This window comes from Peptoniphilus sp. KCTC 25270 (assembly GCF_021012875.1).
Classification (GTDB): domain Bacteria; phylum Bacillota; class Clostridia; order Tissierellales; family Peptoniphilaceae; genus JAJMZJ01.
In genome coordinates this window covers 124,656-139,205 of sequence record NZ_JAJMZJ010000003.1, presented here as the reverse complement: position 1 = coordinate 139,205, position 14,550 = coordinate 124,656, and the positions used below count along the sequence as shown (strand labels likewise).

Sequence of the window (14,550 nt, the reverse complement as noted above, 5' to 3'; positions counted from 1 at the left end):
ATGTGGAAAAAATTTGAAACGAATCAAAAAGAAGAAATTTTATCCTATATTTCTCCGGATTTATCCATGAACTTCTTTATCTATGGGGATATTGTAGGATTGGGATTGGATCATCCGGCCATTGATGTATATGGATATGGGGAAGAGATTCAAGGAATTATTCTAACCTATTTCGATAGTGGTTGTATTTATTCTCAAAAAGGAAATTGGGATAGAGAAACGGTGGCCCAGTGGATTTTAGAAAAAGAACTAAAACATATAACGGGACCATGGGAAGAAATTCAAAAACTGGCGGCTTTTTTGTCAGATTTTGAGGCGAAGAAAACCCATTTGGCCGAGTTAAAAGAAGAGTATTTTCAGCCAAAAAAATATTTAGGGGAAGAGCTTTCTTCTAAAGATTTTTTGGAACTGGTTGATTTTACCAATTCCATTGAAGAATTTCCGACTCGCCCCAATCGGGGGGAAGAAGTAGAGAAGATGGAATGGGACCAGAAAAATGGAGGTTTGTTTTTCGGGTACAAAGAAGAAGGAAAATGGATTTCTTCTGCTCGAACTTCAGCCGATACCCCCAAAGGGTCTATGATTATTGGGGTAGCCACAGACAAAAATCATAGAAATAGGGGATTGGCCTCTGGCATTGTCTCTCAAATGTGCAAAGTGGGATTTGAAAGGGGACGAGAATTTTTCCTACTCTTTTATCACAATCCTCAAGCAGGAAAGATTTACAAATCTCTAGGATTTCAAGAAGTAGGATTGTTTGGAATGTTGGATTATAAGGAGGGCTAAATGAAGGAAAAAATATATATTACTGGCCATAGAAACCCTGATACGGATTCCATTTGCTCGACTCTTGCCTATAGCTTTTTGTTGGAGAATCGTTCGGAATACGATCCACAACCGATCCGTTTAGGAGAAATCAATCGGGAGACTCAGTTTGTATTGGATTATTTTGGTGTAGAGCCTCCCCGTTTTAAGGAATCCATTAAACCGCAAGTACGGGATTTTCAAATGGACAAGGGAATTACCATTGAAGAAAGTCTATCTTTATATAAGGCCCTGAAACTTATGTCTGAGTCTGGAATTGGGAATTTGCCCGTTGTAGATGAAGAAAAACATTTAATAGGAATTGTTTCTCTATCGGATATTACAAAATCTTATATGGACATTTGGGACGATGGAATTTTAGGAAGAAGCAATACCACATGGGAAAATATTGTAGATGTATTGTCTGCAACGCCTTTAACACCCCCAGAGAATGGAAGGGAATTTAAGGGAAAGATTACTATCTATGCTATGCATCCGGAAAATATTGGAGACCATATTCAAGAAGGAGATATAGTCATCTTAGGGGATCGATACGATGCCCAAAGAGATGCCATAGAAAAAGATGTATCTTTAATCATATTAACGGGCGGGTTTGATATGAAAGAAGAATATTTAGAAATGGCGAGAAAAAAGCGAATTACGGTTTTATCCACTCAATTCAATTCCTTTATGACCGCAAGGCTTTTGCCTCAAGCGGCTCCAGTGGAGTTGGTCATGTCTACAGAGGACTTAGTGGTATTTTATGAAGACGACACTGTAGATGAAGTACAGGCGATCATGGGAGATTCTCGCTATCGCTCCTATCCTGTTTTGGATCATAAAGATCATGTGATTGGTTCCATTTCTCGTTATCATTTGATTAATAATAGTAGAAAGAAATTGGTTCTTGTGGACCATAACGAAAAGAGCCAAAGCATTGAGGATATTGAAGATGGAGAAATTGTAGAAATTATTGATCACCACCGAGTGGCCAATATCTCTACATCTGGGCCCGTATATTTTCGAAATGAGCCCGTTGGGAGCACTTCTACGATCATCGGAAAAATTTTTATGGAAAAAGGGCTGCGTCCTCCCAAAGCCATTGCGGGACTTTTGGCCTCGGCTATTATTTCGGATACGTTATTGTTCCGATCTCCAACGGCCACTCCAGAAGACAAACGAGTTCTGAATATATTGGCAAAAATTGCCAATATTGATATTGAAAAATATGCTATGGAAATGTTTCGAGCGGGGACTTCTTTGGAAGGGGTGCAACCGGAAGAACTGTTGAATGCAGATGTGAAAGAATTTTTAATTGAAGGAGCTTCTGTACGCGTTGCCCAGGTATTTACTATGGATTTGGAAAATATCTCCGGAATAAAAGAGGATTTATTCCGGGAAATGGAAATGATTCGAAAGGAAAAACGTAACGACTCCTTCTTCTTAATTTTAACGGACATTTTTAAGGAAGTTTCAGAAGTTGTGACCACAGGGAAATACCAAGAAGAGTTGGCGAGAGAATTTGATCAAAAATTAGAAGAGAATTCCTTTGTTGCCCCAGGACTCTTGTCTCGTAAGAAACAAATGTTGCCTAAAATAAAGGACGCCATTCTTTCTTAAAAAAATCTTTGTATATTTCTCAAAATAGTGTATACTAGGGGTAGATAAAAGGAAAGTCTTTAAGTTTGTAAAATGAGGTGGAATCCATGATGGTTTGGAAGGGGAAAAAACTATATTTTTTGGAAAAAATAGTTGGATTCCCAAAGAAAAACATCGAAACGGTTTCCTTCCTAGGGGGAGGTGCCTATGAAATGATGGATCCTATCTGTGTGGGCTTAGAGAAAAAAGAAATAGGGGATTGTTGTAGGAAGAACCGTGATTTTTTTGCGGTTCTTTTTGTTGTTTAGGAAAGGAGAGAGAGATGTTTTCAGAACCGGTAGATTTGGTAGCAAAAGGAGCCGTAAATAAGTTGAAATTTTTACGAGAAAATCCTGTAGGATATTTCTTTGCCTCTTTAATGGCAGGAATGTTTATTGGATTTGGAGTGTTATTGGCTTTTAGTGTTTCAGGTGCTTTAGAAGGAGCTGCTTTTGGAAAGATTTTAATGGGAGCTTCCTTTGGTGTCGCTTTAAGCCTGGTTATTACAGCGGGAGGAGAATTGTTCACAGGCAATAATTTTGTTTTGGCAGTGGGAACCTTAAAAAAGGATTTGTGCTGCACAGATCTTATAAAAGCTTGGATTTTTTGCTACGTAGGAAACTGGATCGGAGGAATTGTCCTTGCCATGTTATTTTCTCAAACCGGACTTTATGAAGGGGCCATGGGAATCGCGGTTTCAAAAGCGGCTTTGGCAAAGACGCAAATTCCCTTTATAGCCTTGGTCATTCGTGGAATTTTGTGTAATATTTTGGTTTGTTTGGCAGTATTTTGCAGCATTCGATTGAAATCAGAATCGGGGAAATTGATTATGGTCTTTTGGTGTTTGTATGCTTTCTTTACATCAGGATTTGAGCATAGTGTGGCCAATATGACTTTGCTAACTTTGGAGCTTCTTCAAGAAACCTCTAGTATTTCCTTATATGGATATTTTTATAATATTTTTGGGGCGACCATAGGAAATATGATTGGAGGCGTGGTTTTTGTAGCTTTGCCTTACTACTTAATGGGAAGAAAAAAGAGCGAATGCAATCAAAAAACGCCTGACTTTGAAACATGGGAATCGTAATTATGGCGACTAAGTTTTAAGTTTTTGGTGACAAACAAAATATGGATTGGTGTGATTTTTAAAGCAAAAAGTTTTCTAGAGAGGAAATGAGTAAGAAGAGTTTATGGCTGAGAGGCACTATAGTGGTATTTATTGTACTTACATTATCAATATATACATATAAGGGAAGAAACTTGAGTGGCCATGAATTTTGGTTCTTTGCTTTTTTTGTGGGTGTGGAAGTAAATATTACAGTGTAAAAAATAAATAATATTTAGTTTGTAATGGAGAATAAATCGACGGGTTGTATATACCTGTGCCTATCTTCCTATATAATTTTACAAGCAGATAGGCAGGCGCATCCCTTCTTTTCCTTTTTTTTGTTTTTTGATAGGAATAATTCCATTAAATTTAGGCAAAACAATAGGCCTAAGCCTTTGGCTTAAGCCTATTGTTTTTATTTTTCTCGATCAATATTTTGACAAAGAGTTTTATGCCGCACTCTTTTTGTTTCGAGACATAAACATTAACATTAAGACGATTCCCACAACACACATTATAGTAGAAATAATAAATGCACTACTATATCCTGTAAATGTGGCAATTTGAGGTCCAATGACTGCCGCTATACCATAAGCTGTAAACATCCATCCATAGTTTGCACTGGAATTTTTGGTTCCCCAATTTTCTGCAGTAATTCCTGGAAACGCTCCAAGGAATCCTCCAAAGGAGAAGTAAATCAATAACATCCCAATAACTCCTGCAGTTGCTCCTAATAGGGTGTTAAAGTTTAGAAGTAGAAGTCCTGCTCCATTGGAAATCAACATGGCAATAACGGTCAAGTATCTACCAATTTTATCAGAAATCATACCCCAAATAATTCTTCCTGCAGTATTTGCTGCTGCACACATCATGATAACGACAGCTGCACTTCCTAATGAGAATTCATTTACAATACCTGCAGCATGTCCAATTAACATCATTCCGCCAGTGGTTGCTAAAGTATAGATTGTCCATAAAACCCAAAATTTTGATTCTTTTTTCATTTCTGGTGGAGTTTTATCATGGGCAGTTGCAACAACCGTTTTTGTATTACCAGTTAAAGAATCCGGTGCTTTCTCCATAAAGAAAGAGCAACCCACTATGATGAAAAGCAACACTGCGCCCATAATTTTAAAGGCTGTTTGAATTCCCACATTTGCAATAAGTGGCTGTACAATTGGCGTTAGAATAAGAGATCCCGAGCCAAATCCTGCTGCAGTCAATCCTCCAGCAAGACCTTTTTTATCCGGAAACCATTTTACAGAAGTAGCAGTCGCTGTTCCGTAGCCCGTTCCAATTCCAAATCCTGTTAAAAGTCCATATGTGATATAAAGTAAAGATTGATTTGTAATAAAACCAGTTAATATCATTCCCGTTCCAAAAAGAATCCCTGCGAGAAATATTATTTTTTTTCCGCCAATTTTATCTACTTTTGGTCCAAAAAATATCATTGCAATGGGTACCATGGCAAAGGAAATACTATAAGCCCATGATATAGAGTCAGTCCATCCGTGAGCTTCTTTTAAGGGTCCTGCAAATAAAGACCACATATATCCTGCTCCTAAAGAAACGTTTGTTAATATTGCGGCAATTAGTATAAGCCAACGATTTTTTTGTTTTTCCATATTATTCTCCTATAAATATAAATTGTAGCGCCTGGAAAATTCCAAAAGGAGCGCTATGTAGGTGTAAGTATAAAATTTATCCTATAGAAAAATTATGGATATGTGGCTTATTGTATATAGTATACCCTGATTCTTTTTTTTAACACTTAAAAGATAATTTTTTTGTTTTATTCTACAGTATGACGATGAAAACATACCGTCCAATCCATATAATTTGTCTTTGTAGTTTTCCTTTTCCAAGACGAATTTGTCCTGTTTCTATTACGGCAAGACATAATTTTTTTCTTGGGGAATATTCTCTACAAAGCTGAGAAACGGATTATAAATTTTTATTCATCATCAATAAAACTTCTTCTACAGTCAGTTCCTTTTCCGGTGCAATCGACTTATCCACTAAGCCCAAAGCATATGCAAAGATATATACTTTTTCATATTCTTTCAATCTTTTCTGATTTTCAAATAGATTTTCTCTATATATTCCATCTAGTTCCAAAGCGGGTTTTAAATTTTTGCTGTAAACCAAGTAAGAGACCAAGTCCTTTTCGAGTAGATTTTTGTCTCTTTTATTGACGGCATCCCTTATGCCATAATTATTTAGCATTTCTTTGTCGTTTATGTCGTCGTATCCATTCATTTGACTTATAAATTCAACGAGGGTTACCTTGTCTTTTAACTTTTTGCCAGTAAACCCGATGTTCATATGGGATAATTTTTCGATGATCTCTTTATCTTTTGATTCATTGAGGTCTTCATATTGAAAGGAGGAATGGATTTCCTTAAGATAAACGTCTTTTAAGACTTTGTCATTATCTATGATAGGATTGTTTCCGGACAATGAACTCCAATAAAGCTTTGGTCCGCCATCTTTAATTATAAATGTAAGTCCAAAATCGCCTGAGTTGAAATAAATGTCGTTTGCTTCCATTTCATTAATGGTAAGGTTATTTTTTTCGATTTCATAGTCTAAAAAGTTTTTTGAATAGTATGAAACCTTGCCACTTCCATCGATTGCAATTACAGCAAAATTATTTACGACTTTTTTTCCATCGATAAATCTTGGGATTCGAACCTCTGCATATACATTGTTATGAATTGTAAATGCTTCTTCAAAGTTTAGTTCTTTAGAACTGGAGTATTTTTTAATAAAATCTGTTGCAAGTTTAATATTTTGAGCATCATCCATTTTATTTTTGGTATCTTTATCAGTCCAATGGTCTAAAGATTCAATCTTTAAATTTTTGGCATTGAGTGTAAGAAAAGCAGTATGATTTCTTTCTTTAAGTTGTATCTCATATAGGTAATTCTCTTTGTTGCTAGTGAGTCGAATGGATTCAGCCTTTGCTCCGTCTATAATTTTTTCTGCCAATGTTTTTGCTTGCGCTTCTGTCTTTAGTCCCTTTATGCCCTCGATTGTTTTTATTTCTTGAGGATCAAGAGCCATATCTTTTGCTTCCGTTTCCATAAAATTTTGGTATGGCCAATATATTTCTGATTCACCGGTCTTTGCATCGATTTTTTTCAAATCAGTATAATATACATGCTTTAATAAATCCTTATCCATAGCAAACGGAAGGAGGGACAATTTAAGTGGCGATTCTTTTTTCAATATTTCAAAGGCCTTGTCTTTATCGATGTTCGCCTTTGTGTCAAAATCTTTTGTAGGTACCATTAATAATGCATCCCCAAGTGTTGACTCAAAATCAATTCTTGTAAATTCCTGCAGTTTATTTGAATAGATGATATGAATATTTCCGTCGGCAACCGGAATGTCATGGATGTATCTTTTGAGTGAAAATACGTATTCCTTTGATTCAGGAATTATACTGAAATCGGTAATCTTAAATTCTTTTGCATTTTTATACATCTTTGGTAAAATTTCTAATATTTTCTGTTCGACTTCTTCTCTGGAGACTTCTAGAGGAATCATCTCTTCATCATTAAAGAATTTCATATATCTGATTATATCTCCATCAGAACTGACTTGCACAGAGATGGATCCATTTGTTTCATCCTGCCAATGATAGGACTTTGTCGTTTTGTCCTTAGATAAATTTTTTAGATACCCATTGTGCGAAGTAGATGGATCAACGCTTACTTCAAAATCTTCGAATCCTTTTTTTATGCCAAATAATTCCTTTATACGGGAAACTTCTTTTTTATCAATATCTTTCGTTGCAATTTGTACCGGCTGAGCCACCTTAGCATCAGCCAAGACTTGAGAAGAGGGGGTGAGTAGAAATACAGATAAAAGAACGAACCCAATTTTTTTATACATTTTCCTATTTACTCCTTTCATTATTTCATCAACCAAAGAACATAGATTCACAAGGGATCATCCCTTGTAAATGGTTTTTATAGAATCGATGGAGAGAAGAAAAAGATGGATATTTTTTTTTATAATGGTATACTACAACAATAAGAAATCAGAAAACCAAAAGATTGCCCAAACCAGGGACTTCTTCAATTTCCTTTGCTAAGGATTGTACCCTTTCTTCGATGCGTTTCATTCCTTTGTGTTCAAGGCGAGTTGTAGGGCCTGTAATACTTATACCAACTTGTAGCTTATCATTTACAAAGACTCCAGATCCCACACAAGTCAAACCGTAAGTATATTCTTCTCGGTCAAAGGCAAGGTTTTTCTCACGAACCTCCTCTAACTCTTTTAGCAAACCCTCTTTTGAGGTGATGGTAGAGATGGTTTTAGGTACGAATTCTTGGTTCTCCAAATAATCTTCCAATTCTTCTTCGCCCATTTGGCTAAGGAAAATTTTTCCAATGGAAGAACAATACATAGGAGTAACAGGAATTAAGTGGCGGGCAATGAAGAAATCTTCTCCCGCAATACTATCTAAAATAATAATGTCTTTATTTTCTGTGGCAATACCGATATTAATGGTTTCTCCAATTTCTTTGGCGGCCTCTTCCATCAAAGGACGGGTCAAAGTTAAAATATCCCATTCATTTTTCAAAGTGGATCCATAATTAATAAAAGCGACCCCTAAACTATAGCGATCCTCTTTGTCTTTTGTAACAAAATTTGCCAAAGACAAAGTATAGAGAATGCGAAAAACGGTACCTTTAGGGATGTCCAATTCGTTGCTAATTTCGGCAATGCGAGAATAGCCAGTATGTTGACGCAAGTAATCTAAAATTTGTAATGTTTTATCTAACATGGGAACTATGTATTCTGATTTCACTTGTTTATCCATAAGAATCTCCTTTTTTTGATTTTAGTATAGTATACCACAGAAATTCATGGTATATTAAAAACAAGTGGATTTGAAACAGTGTTTCCTTTTGAAAAATGACGATTTTTTATAGTAGAGAAAGGATGCATTATGGAACGATCACTTATTTCAAAAAAATATCAAACCATTACACCAACGGCCATGGGTGGCTCGGGAGATATTGCTTCTTCCATGCCCAACCTTGTAAATTTCTCTCTGGGGGATCCCGATGTGACCACTCCGGAGAAAATCATTGATTTGGCTTTTGCCGATGCAAAAAAAGGTCATACCCATTACACTTCTTTTTATGGAGATGAAGAATTGATTGATGAAATTGTTCGTTTTCAAAAAGAAGAGTATGGGTTGAATATTTCTCGAGAGAATGTTTTTATAACGACCTCTGCTTGTCATGGAATGTGGCTTGCTTTGGAAGGATTATTGGATGAAGGAGATGAGGTCATTATACCAGATCCTTACTTTACCCCTTATCCTTCTCAAGTAGAACTTTGTGGTGGCGTGCCTGTTTTTCTTCCAACCTATGAAGAAGAGGAATTTCAAATTTCTTTAGAAAGATTGGAGGAGAGAATTACAGAGAAAACAAAAGCCATCATTGTAAATACGCCAAACAATCCTACAGGGGCCTGCCTTTCAAAGGAACGTTTGGAAGCCATTGGTGCTTTGGCAAAAAAACACAATTTTATTGTAATCTCTGACGATATCTATACGTCTTTTAGCTATGAGGAAGAATTTTTTCCACTAAATACTTTGGAGGATAGCTTTTCTCATACAGTAACTTTGCGATCTTTTTCCAAAAATTACGCTATGACAGGTTGGCGATTGGGCTATATTATTGCCGATGCATCTTTTATAAAAGTAGTAAAAGAGATCAATGAAAATAATGTATTTACAGCCCCTTCCATCTCCCAAAGAGCGGGAATTTATGCCATTCGTTATCGGAAAGAATTTCAGCCAGAATTGATTGAAACCTATAAAAAGCGGACCTTTTATGCCTATGAGCGAATCAAAAGATTGAAAAACGCTTCTATGTTAGAACCAAAGGGAACGTTTTATTTGTTTGTCAATATTAAAGAAACGGGGCTAAGTTCGGAAGAAGTGGCAGATCGTTTGGTAAAAGAGGCACAAGTTTTAACCATTCCAGGGGATGCTTTTGGAAAATGTGGTGAGGGATATATTCGTCTGGCTGTTACAGTCGATGAAAAGGCCATTGATGAAGCCTTTGACCGAATAGAAAAAATGGATATTTTTGGAGGTAAGAAATGAAAGTCGTTCAATTTACCTCGGCCATCAATGCGCCGGTGGTAAAAAAATATTTGAATCCATCGATAGAATACATTTATCAACCAGTTTCTTCTAAGGAAGAAATTGTTGCTGCAGGGAAAGAGGCAGATGTAGTCGTTCCCATTTATGAAATCTTAGATAGAGAAACCATTGATCAACTTCCCAACTTAAAGTGCATTGCTATGGCCAGTATAGGATTCAACACAGTAGATATTGAATATGCCAAAGAAAAAGGGATTCTTGTTACAAACAATCCGAAATATTGCGTAGAAGATGTAGCAGACCATGGAATGGCATTATTGTTGGATCGGGTTCGTTATATTTCCAACTTAAACGAATCGATTAAAAAGGAATTTCGTTGGGACTATGACGCCTTTGGTAATAAATTTCGCCGTATGTCCTCCCTTCATGTAGGGATTATAGGATTGGGGAAAATTGGTCGCCAGATGGCAAAACGCCTTAAGGGGTTTGGTTGTGAAGTTTCTGCTTACGATCCCTATATTTTGAAGGATGTCTTTAAGGAAGTAGGAGTAAAAGAGGCTTCTTTAGAAGATTTGCAAAAGAATATGGACGTATTAACCCTTCACGTTCCGTTAAATGACTCTACTTTTCATATGATTGACCAAGAATTTTTGGAAGGTTGCCAAAAGCCTATTTTCATTATCAATACAGCTCGGGGAAGTGTTGTAGATGAAAAAATTTATGAAATGGGCTTAAAAACGGGAAAGATTCTTGGCTTGGGATTGGATGTATTAGAGTCTGAAATGCCGAATCTAGAAAAGATGGAATTTTTGCAAGATCCTAGAGTGGTAATAACTCCGCACAGCGCCTTTTATAGTCAAGAGTCAGATTTTGACGCAGATTTTCATGTAGCAACAATTATTAATCATTTTTACAATGGAGAACTGGCTGATTTACCGATTGTGAATGAATAAAGGAGATCAGATGAAACCAGAAATTAACAAAAACATTTCTATTATTGGTGCGCCATTGGATATGGGAGCTAGCTTAAGAGGATGCCGTTTGGGACCAGATGCCATTCGTTTGGCTGGGATGGTTCGTCGTATTGAAGAAATTGGATACGATGTAAAAGATTGCGGAAATGTAGAAGTAAAAAATCATTTGGGAATGGACCGTGCTCCAAACAATTTGAATAATTTAGAGCTTGTGAAAAAAGCCAATATGGATTTGTACGAAGCCGTAAAAACAGAATTAAAAGCGGAACAATTTCCTTTGATTCTTGGAGGAGATCATTCTATTGCTATCGGTTCCATTAAAGCGGTATTGGACAAATATCCAAATCTTGGTGTTATTTGGTTTGATGCCCACGGAGATATTAACACCAACGACACAAGCCCAACGGGAAATATTCATGGAATGCCTGTTGCTACTTTATTAGGTCTTGGGGCAGAAGAACTCTTGGAAATCGGACAAAAAGAAAGCCTATTGAAGAAAGAAAATATCGTATATATTGGTTCTCGCGATTTAGATGGCGGCGAGCGTACGATGATGAAAGATTTGGGTATAAAAGTATATACCATGCATGAAGTGGATTATTACGGAATCAAACACGTTATGGAAGAAGCGATTGAATATTTGAAAGATCGTTGCGAACACATTCACGTAAGTTTTGATATGGACGTTTTGGATCCTACGGTTGCACCGGGTACAGGTACCAAAGTTCCAGGGGGAATGGGATATCGAGAAGCGCATTTAAGCTTGGAATTGGTAGCGAAAACAGAAAAATTAGTAAGTGCAGAGTTTGTAGAAGTAAATCCTGCCTTAGACATGGAAAATATGACAGCAAAGGCGGCGGTAGCATTGGCCGGTTCTCTATTGGGAGAGTGGCTAATCTAAACTTTTAGGAGGTAAGCCCAATGGAAAAAGTATTGATTGGAAAGGGCACGGAAAAAGTCTATCTTTTGGCCAATAAGGCCAACCAACACGGTATGATTGCAGGAGCTACGGGAACGGGAAAAACAGTGACGTTAAAAGTTTTGGCAGAACAATTTTCTCGTATGGGTGTGCCTTGTATTCTTTCGGATGTAAAGGGAGATTTAATTAATATTTCTCAACCTGGCGTGGAAAATGAAAACGTAAAAAGCCGTGTAGAAACCATTGATATGGAAGATTTTTCAGTAGAAGGTTTCCCTACTCAAGTCTGGGATGTATATGGAGAAAAGGGAATGCCCCTTCGTGTAACCATTTCAGAAATGGGTCCTACTTTCCTTGGGCGAATTATGGAGCTAAACGATACACAAGTGGCCGTACTCAACGCAGCCTTTCGTGTAGCCGATGAAAATGGATTGCTTCTTATTGATACAAAAGATCTACGCAGTTTATTAAATGAATTGTTAGAAAATAAAGAAGATTATTCGAAACTCTATGGTTCCATTGCTCCTCAAACCGTCCATGCCATTTTGCGAAAATTGGTTTATTTGGAAGATTTAGGAGGAACGAATTTCTTTGGAGAAACTTCTATTGAAATGGAAGATATGATAAAAACCGACAGCAATGGGCGAGGAATGGTAAATATTTTGGCAGCGTCCAAACTCATTAACAATCCGGTTTTGTATTCTATGTTCCTCTTGTATCTTTTGTCCGAGTTATTTGAGACTTTACCAGAAGTAGGAAATCCAGAAAAGCCAAAATTGGTATTTTTCTTTGACGAAGCCCATTTGTTGTTTGAATCTTGTCCAAAATCGTTGCAAGAGAAAATCGAACAGTTGGTGCGTCTCATTCGTTCCAAGGGAGTGGGCGTGTATTTCATTACGCAAAATCCGTTGGATATTCCTTCTGATATTGCAGGTCAATTGGGGAATCGGATTATCCATGGTCTTCGTGCCTTTACACCAAAGGATCAAAAGGCCATTAATGGAATTGCTGAAACGTTCCGAGCCAACCCAAACTTGGATACGAAAGAAGCCATTGTAAGTTTGGGAACGGGAGAGGCCCTAGTTAGTGTTTTGGATGAATCAGGGGCGCCAACTATGGCAGAAAGAGTTTTGATTTGTCCGCCACGTTCAACCTTTGATCCGCTTAACGAATCGCAGTGGAACGGTTTGGTAGAATCTTCGCCTCTTTATGGAAAATATAAAGAAGCCGTTGACCCAGAAAGTGCCTACGAAATTTTAGAAAGAAACATTGCTCTTCGTCAACGAGAAAAAGAATTGGAAGAAAAAGAAAAACTTTTGGAAAAAGAAAACAAAAAATCCCGAGGCAGAAAAAATAGCCAACAGGACTTGTTAGGAAAATCGATGAATTCTTTTTTAGGAACGATGAGTCGAGCCATTGGACGAGAAATTGCCCGTAATGTATTGGGTAGCTTAAAGAGAAGATAAAAACACAAAAACCCCGCACTTCCCAGTGCGGGGTTTTTGATCTGATTCTCTTTTATCTTTCGATAAGGAGTCGTAAGCGATTTAATGTAGTATTCACTACTCTCTCATTTTAACACAAAATCCATCAATAAAAAGGGAAATCCTGTGAAAATTTTTGTGGGAAAATCTAATTTTTGTCTAATAAATTCTATTTTTGTAAACGGAACCTGGAGGATTCCTCTGCCGAAATATTCAAAAATGTGGTAGAATGGATAAATACGAGTATAAAATGACTTAGAATATATGTTGGAGAAAAAAATGAAACGGAAAAATTATATTTTTACAGCCTTAGCTCTTTATTTTACTTATTTCATCCACGGAATTGGCGTATCCATTTTGGCTCAATACAAAATGGAAGTGGCCGCCAGCTGGGGAACGTCGGATATTAGTTTGGTATTGCAAGTAATTGCAGCTCTTGGATTGGGGCGTTTGATATCCCTTCCCATTGCGGGACCATTTTCGGATCGATTTGGTAGAAGAATTACAGGCATGATAGGAATTTTATTGTACGTGGTATATTTCATTGGCATCCCCTATTCCAATACGATGATGGTGGCCTATATTGTTGCCATACTAGGAGGTTGTGCCAATTCTTTCCTAGACACTTCGGTTATTCCATCGATTTTGGAAATTTTTGTAGGCAAAGGGGCTGTGGCCAATATGTTTACAAAATTCTCCATGTCCATCGGTCAACTGTTGTTGCCACTGGGAATTGCTTTGGTTGCTTCCATGTCTTTATCCTACACCACTTTATTTTATTTGGCGGGAATTTTAATTGGAGTAGACGCTCTTTTGATTTGGTTGCTTCCCTTCCCTGAAATGAATGCAGAGGTAAAGGCAGAGGACAATGTAGAGAGAAAAATTACCATTACTCCCTCTAGCTTGGCTTTAATAGCTATAGGATTTACTTGTACAGCTACGTTCCAATTGTGGCTAAACTGCTACCAAGAATTGGCAACGCAATATGGAGTGGCAGATCCAGCGAAGATTCAATCTCTTTACGCCTTAGGAACCATGTGTGCCGTTTTGTTTACCGCTTTTGTTGTTTTGAAAAAATGGCGCGCCTCTCAAGTTTTAATTGCCTATCCTGCCATTTGTGCCGTAACTTTATTGTTGGTGTATTTAATCCAAACTCCATGGATGATTACAGTGGCAGGATTTGTTATAGGGTATGCAGGAGCTGGCGGTGTTTTGCAATTGGCAACGGCAACAGCCAACGAGCTATTCCCAACCAATAAGGGGAAAATTACATCCATTGTAATGATTGCTTCTTCCATTGCCAATTATGTTGTATTGTCTTTGGCGGGATTTATTACCCAAGGAACGGGAATCCACGGACCAAGAAATGTCGTGTTATTTAATTTGGCCATTACAATCATTGGAGTGGCGTTGGCTACTTATGTAAATAAAAAACTGAACGAGAAAAAACATTTCGCATAAGAAAATCGCTCTAGGAAACCTAGGGCGTT

12 protein-coding genes are annotated in these 14,550 nt (G+C 37.2%); 9 read left to right on the top strand and 3 right to left on the bottom strand.

Annotation, left to right across the window (positions count from 1 at the left end; genetic code table 11):
* The 4 genes from LQU94_RS06185 to LQU94_RS06170 all read left to right on the top strand — a co-directional run bounded on the left by LQU94_RS06185 (position 1) and on the right by LQU94_RS06170 (position 3,529).
* On the top strand, positions 1-786 hold the full coding sequence (locus tag LQU94_RS06185; protein WP_230696828.1) for a GNAT family N-acetyltransferase: 786 nt from the start codon (positions 1-3) through the stop codon (positions 784-786).
* On the top strand, positions 787-2,424 hold the full coding sequence (locus LQU94_RS06180; protein WP_230696827.1) for a putative manganese-dependent inorganic diphosphatase: 1,638 nt from the start codon (positions 787-789) through the stop codon (positions 2,422-2,424).
* 86 nt (positions 2,425-2,510) lie between these two features.
* Positions 2,511-2,711: a hypothetical protein gene (locus tag LQU94_RS06175; RefSeq protein ID WP_230696826.1), complete on the top strand. Its 201-nt coding sequence runs from the start codon at positions 2,511-2,513 to the stop codon at positions 2,709-2,711.
* Positions 2,712-2,725: 14 nt separating this feature from the next.
* On the top strand, positions 2,726-3,529 hold the full coding sequence (locus tag LQU94_RS06170) for a formate/nitrite transporter family protein (RefSeq protein WP_230696825.1): 804 nt from the start codon (positions 2,726-2,728) through the stop codon (positions 3,527-3,529).
* A 470-nt stretch (positions 3,530-3,999) separates the two neighbouring features.
* Here the strand turns inward: LQU94_RS06170 and LQU94_RS06165 are convergent, their stop codons facing one another.
* The 3 genes from LQU94_RS06165 to LQU94_RS06155 all read right to left on the bottom strand — a co-directional run bounded on the left by LQU94_RS06165 (position 4,000) and on the right by LQU94_RS06155 (position 8,384).
* Positions 4,000-5,175 carry an OFA family MFS transporter gene (locus LQU94_RS06165; RefSeq protein ID WP_230696824.1) on the bottom strand — a complete coding sequence of 392 codons (1,176 nt, stop codon included), beginning with the start codon at positions 5,173-5,175 and terminating at the stop codon, positions 4,000-4,002.
* A 319-nt stretch (positions 5,176-5,494) separates the two neighbouring features.
* Positions 5,495-7,450, bottom strand: a complete 1,956-nt coding sequence (locus LQU94_RS06160) for a YcdB/YcdC domain-containing protein (protein WP_230696823.1) — start codon at positions 7,448-7,450, stop codon at positions 5,495-5,497.
* A gap of 148 nt (positions 7,451-7,598) precedes the next feature.
* The gene (locus LQU94_RS06155) at positions 7,599-8,384 is read right to left on the bottom strand and encodes an IclR family transcriptional regulator (RefSeq protein ID WP_230696822.1); all 786 of its coding nucleotides are present in this window, start codon (positions 8,382-8,384) and stop codon (positions 7,599-7,601) included.
* 129 nt (positions 8,385-8,513) lie between these two features.
* On the opposite strand from LQU94_RS06155, the gene LQU94_RS06150 reads away from it, so the two are divergent.
* The 5 genes from LQU94_RS06150 to LQU94_RS06130 all read left to right on the top strand — a co-directional run bounded on the left by LQU94_RS06150 (position 8,514) and on the right by LQU94_RS06130 (position 14,521).
* Positions 8,514-9,683, top strand: coding sequence for a pyridoxal phosphate-dependent aminotransferase (locus tag LQU94_RS06150; RefSeq protein ID WP_230696821.1), 1,170 nt, complete (start codon positions 8,514-8,516; stop codon positions 9,681-9,683).
* Positions 9,680-10,636, top strand: coding sequence for a 2-hydroxyacid dehydrogenase (locus LQU94_RS06145; RefSeq protein WP_230696820.1), 957 nt, complete (start codon positions 9,680-9,682; stop codon positions 10,634-10,636). The genes LQU94_RS06150 and LQU94_RS06145 overlap by 4 nt, the downstream gene beginning before the upstream one ends.
* Before the next feature lie 10 nt (positions 10,637-10,646).
* Positions 10,647-11,558: an arginase gene (rocF, locus tag LQU94_RS06140; RefSeq protein ID WP_230696819.1), complete on the top strand. Its 912-nt coding sequence runs from the start codon at positions 10,647-10,649 to the stop codon at positions 11,556-11,558.
* A 20-nt stretch (positions 11,559-11,578) separates the two neighbouring features.
* Positions 11,579-13,042: a helicase HerA-like domain-containing protein gene (locus LQU94_RS06135; protein WP_230696818.1), complete on the top strand. Its 1,464-nt coding sequence runs from the start codon at positions 11,579-11,581 to the stop codon at positions 13,040-13,042.
* A 297-nt stretch (positions 13,043-13,339) separates the two neighbouring features.
* Entirely contained in the window at positions 13,340-14,521 is a 1,182-nt protein-coding gene (locus LQU94_RS06130) for an MFS transporter (protein WP_230696817.1), read from the top strand.
* The last annotated feature ends 29 nt before the right edge of the window (positions 14,522-14,550 follow it).

Excerpts from the sequence above, each read along its gene's own strand:
- LQU94_RS06150 (WP_230696821.1), top strand. The coding sequence starts at position 8,514 with ATGGAACGATCACTTATTTCAAAAAAATATCAAACCATTACACCAACG.
- LQU94_RS06145 (WP_230696820.1), top strand. The coding sequence starts at position 9,680 with ATGAAAGTCGTTCAATTTACCTCGGCCATCAATGCGCCGGTGGTAAAA.
- LQU94_RS06185 (WP_230696828.1), top strand. The coding sequence starts at position 1 with ATGTGGAAAAAATTTGAAACGAATCAAAAAGAAGAAATTTTATCCTAT.
- LQU94_RS06170 (WP_230696825.1), top strand. The coding sequence starts at position 2,726 with ATGTTTTCAGAACCGGTAGATTTGGTAGCAAAAGGAGCCGTAAATAAG.
- rocF (WP_230696819.1), top strand. The coding sequence starts at position 10,647 with ATGAAACCAGAAATTAACAAAAACATTTCTATTATTGGTGCGCCATTG.
- LQU94_RS06155 (WP_230696822.1), bottom strand. The coding sequence starts at position 8,384 with ATGGATAAACAAGTGAAATCAGAATACATAGTTCCCATGTTAGATAAA.
- LQU94_RS06175 (WP_230696826.1), top strand. The coding sequence starts at position 2,511 with ATGATGGTTTGGAAGGGGAAAAAACTATATTTTTTGGAAAAAATAGTT.
- LQU94_RS06130 (WP_230696817.1), top strand. The coding sequence starts at position 13,340 with ATGAAACGGAAAAATTATATTTTTACAGCCTTAGCTCTTTATTTTACT.
- LQU94_RS06180 (WP_230696827.1), top strand. The coding sequence starts at position 787 with ATGAAGGAAAAAATATATATTACTGGCCATAGAAACCCTGATACGGAT.
- LQU94_RS06165 (WP_230696824.1), bottom strand. The coding sequence starts at position 5,175 with ATGGAAAAACAAAAAAATCGTTGGCTTATACTAATTGCCGCAATATTA.
- LQU94_RS06160 (WP_230696823.1), bottom strand. The coding sequence starts at position 7,450 with ATGTATAAAAAAATTGGGTTCGTTCTTTTATCTGTATTTCTACTCACC.
- LQU94_RS06135 (WP_230696818.1), top strand. The coding sequence starts at position 11,579 with ATGGAAAAAGTATTGATTGGAAAGGGCACGGAAAAAGTCTATCTTTTG.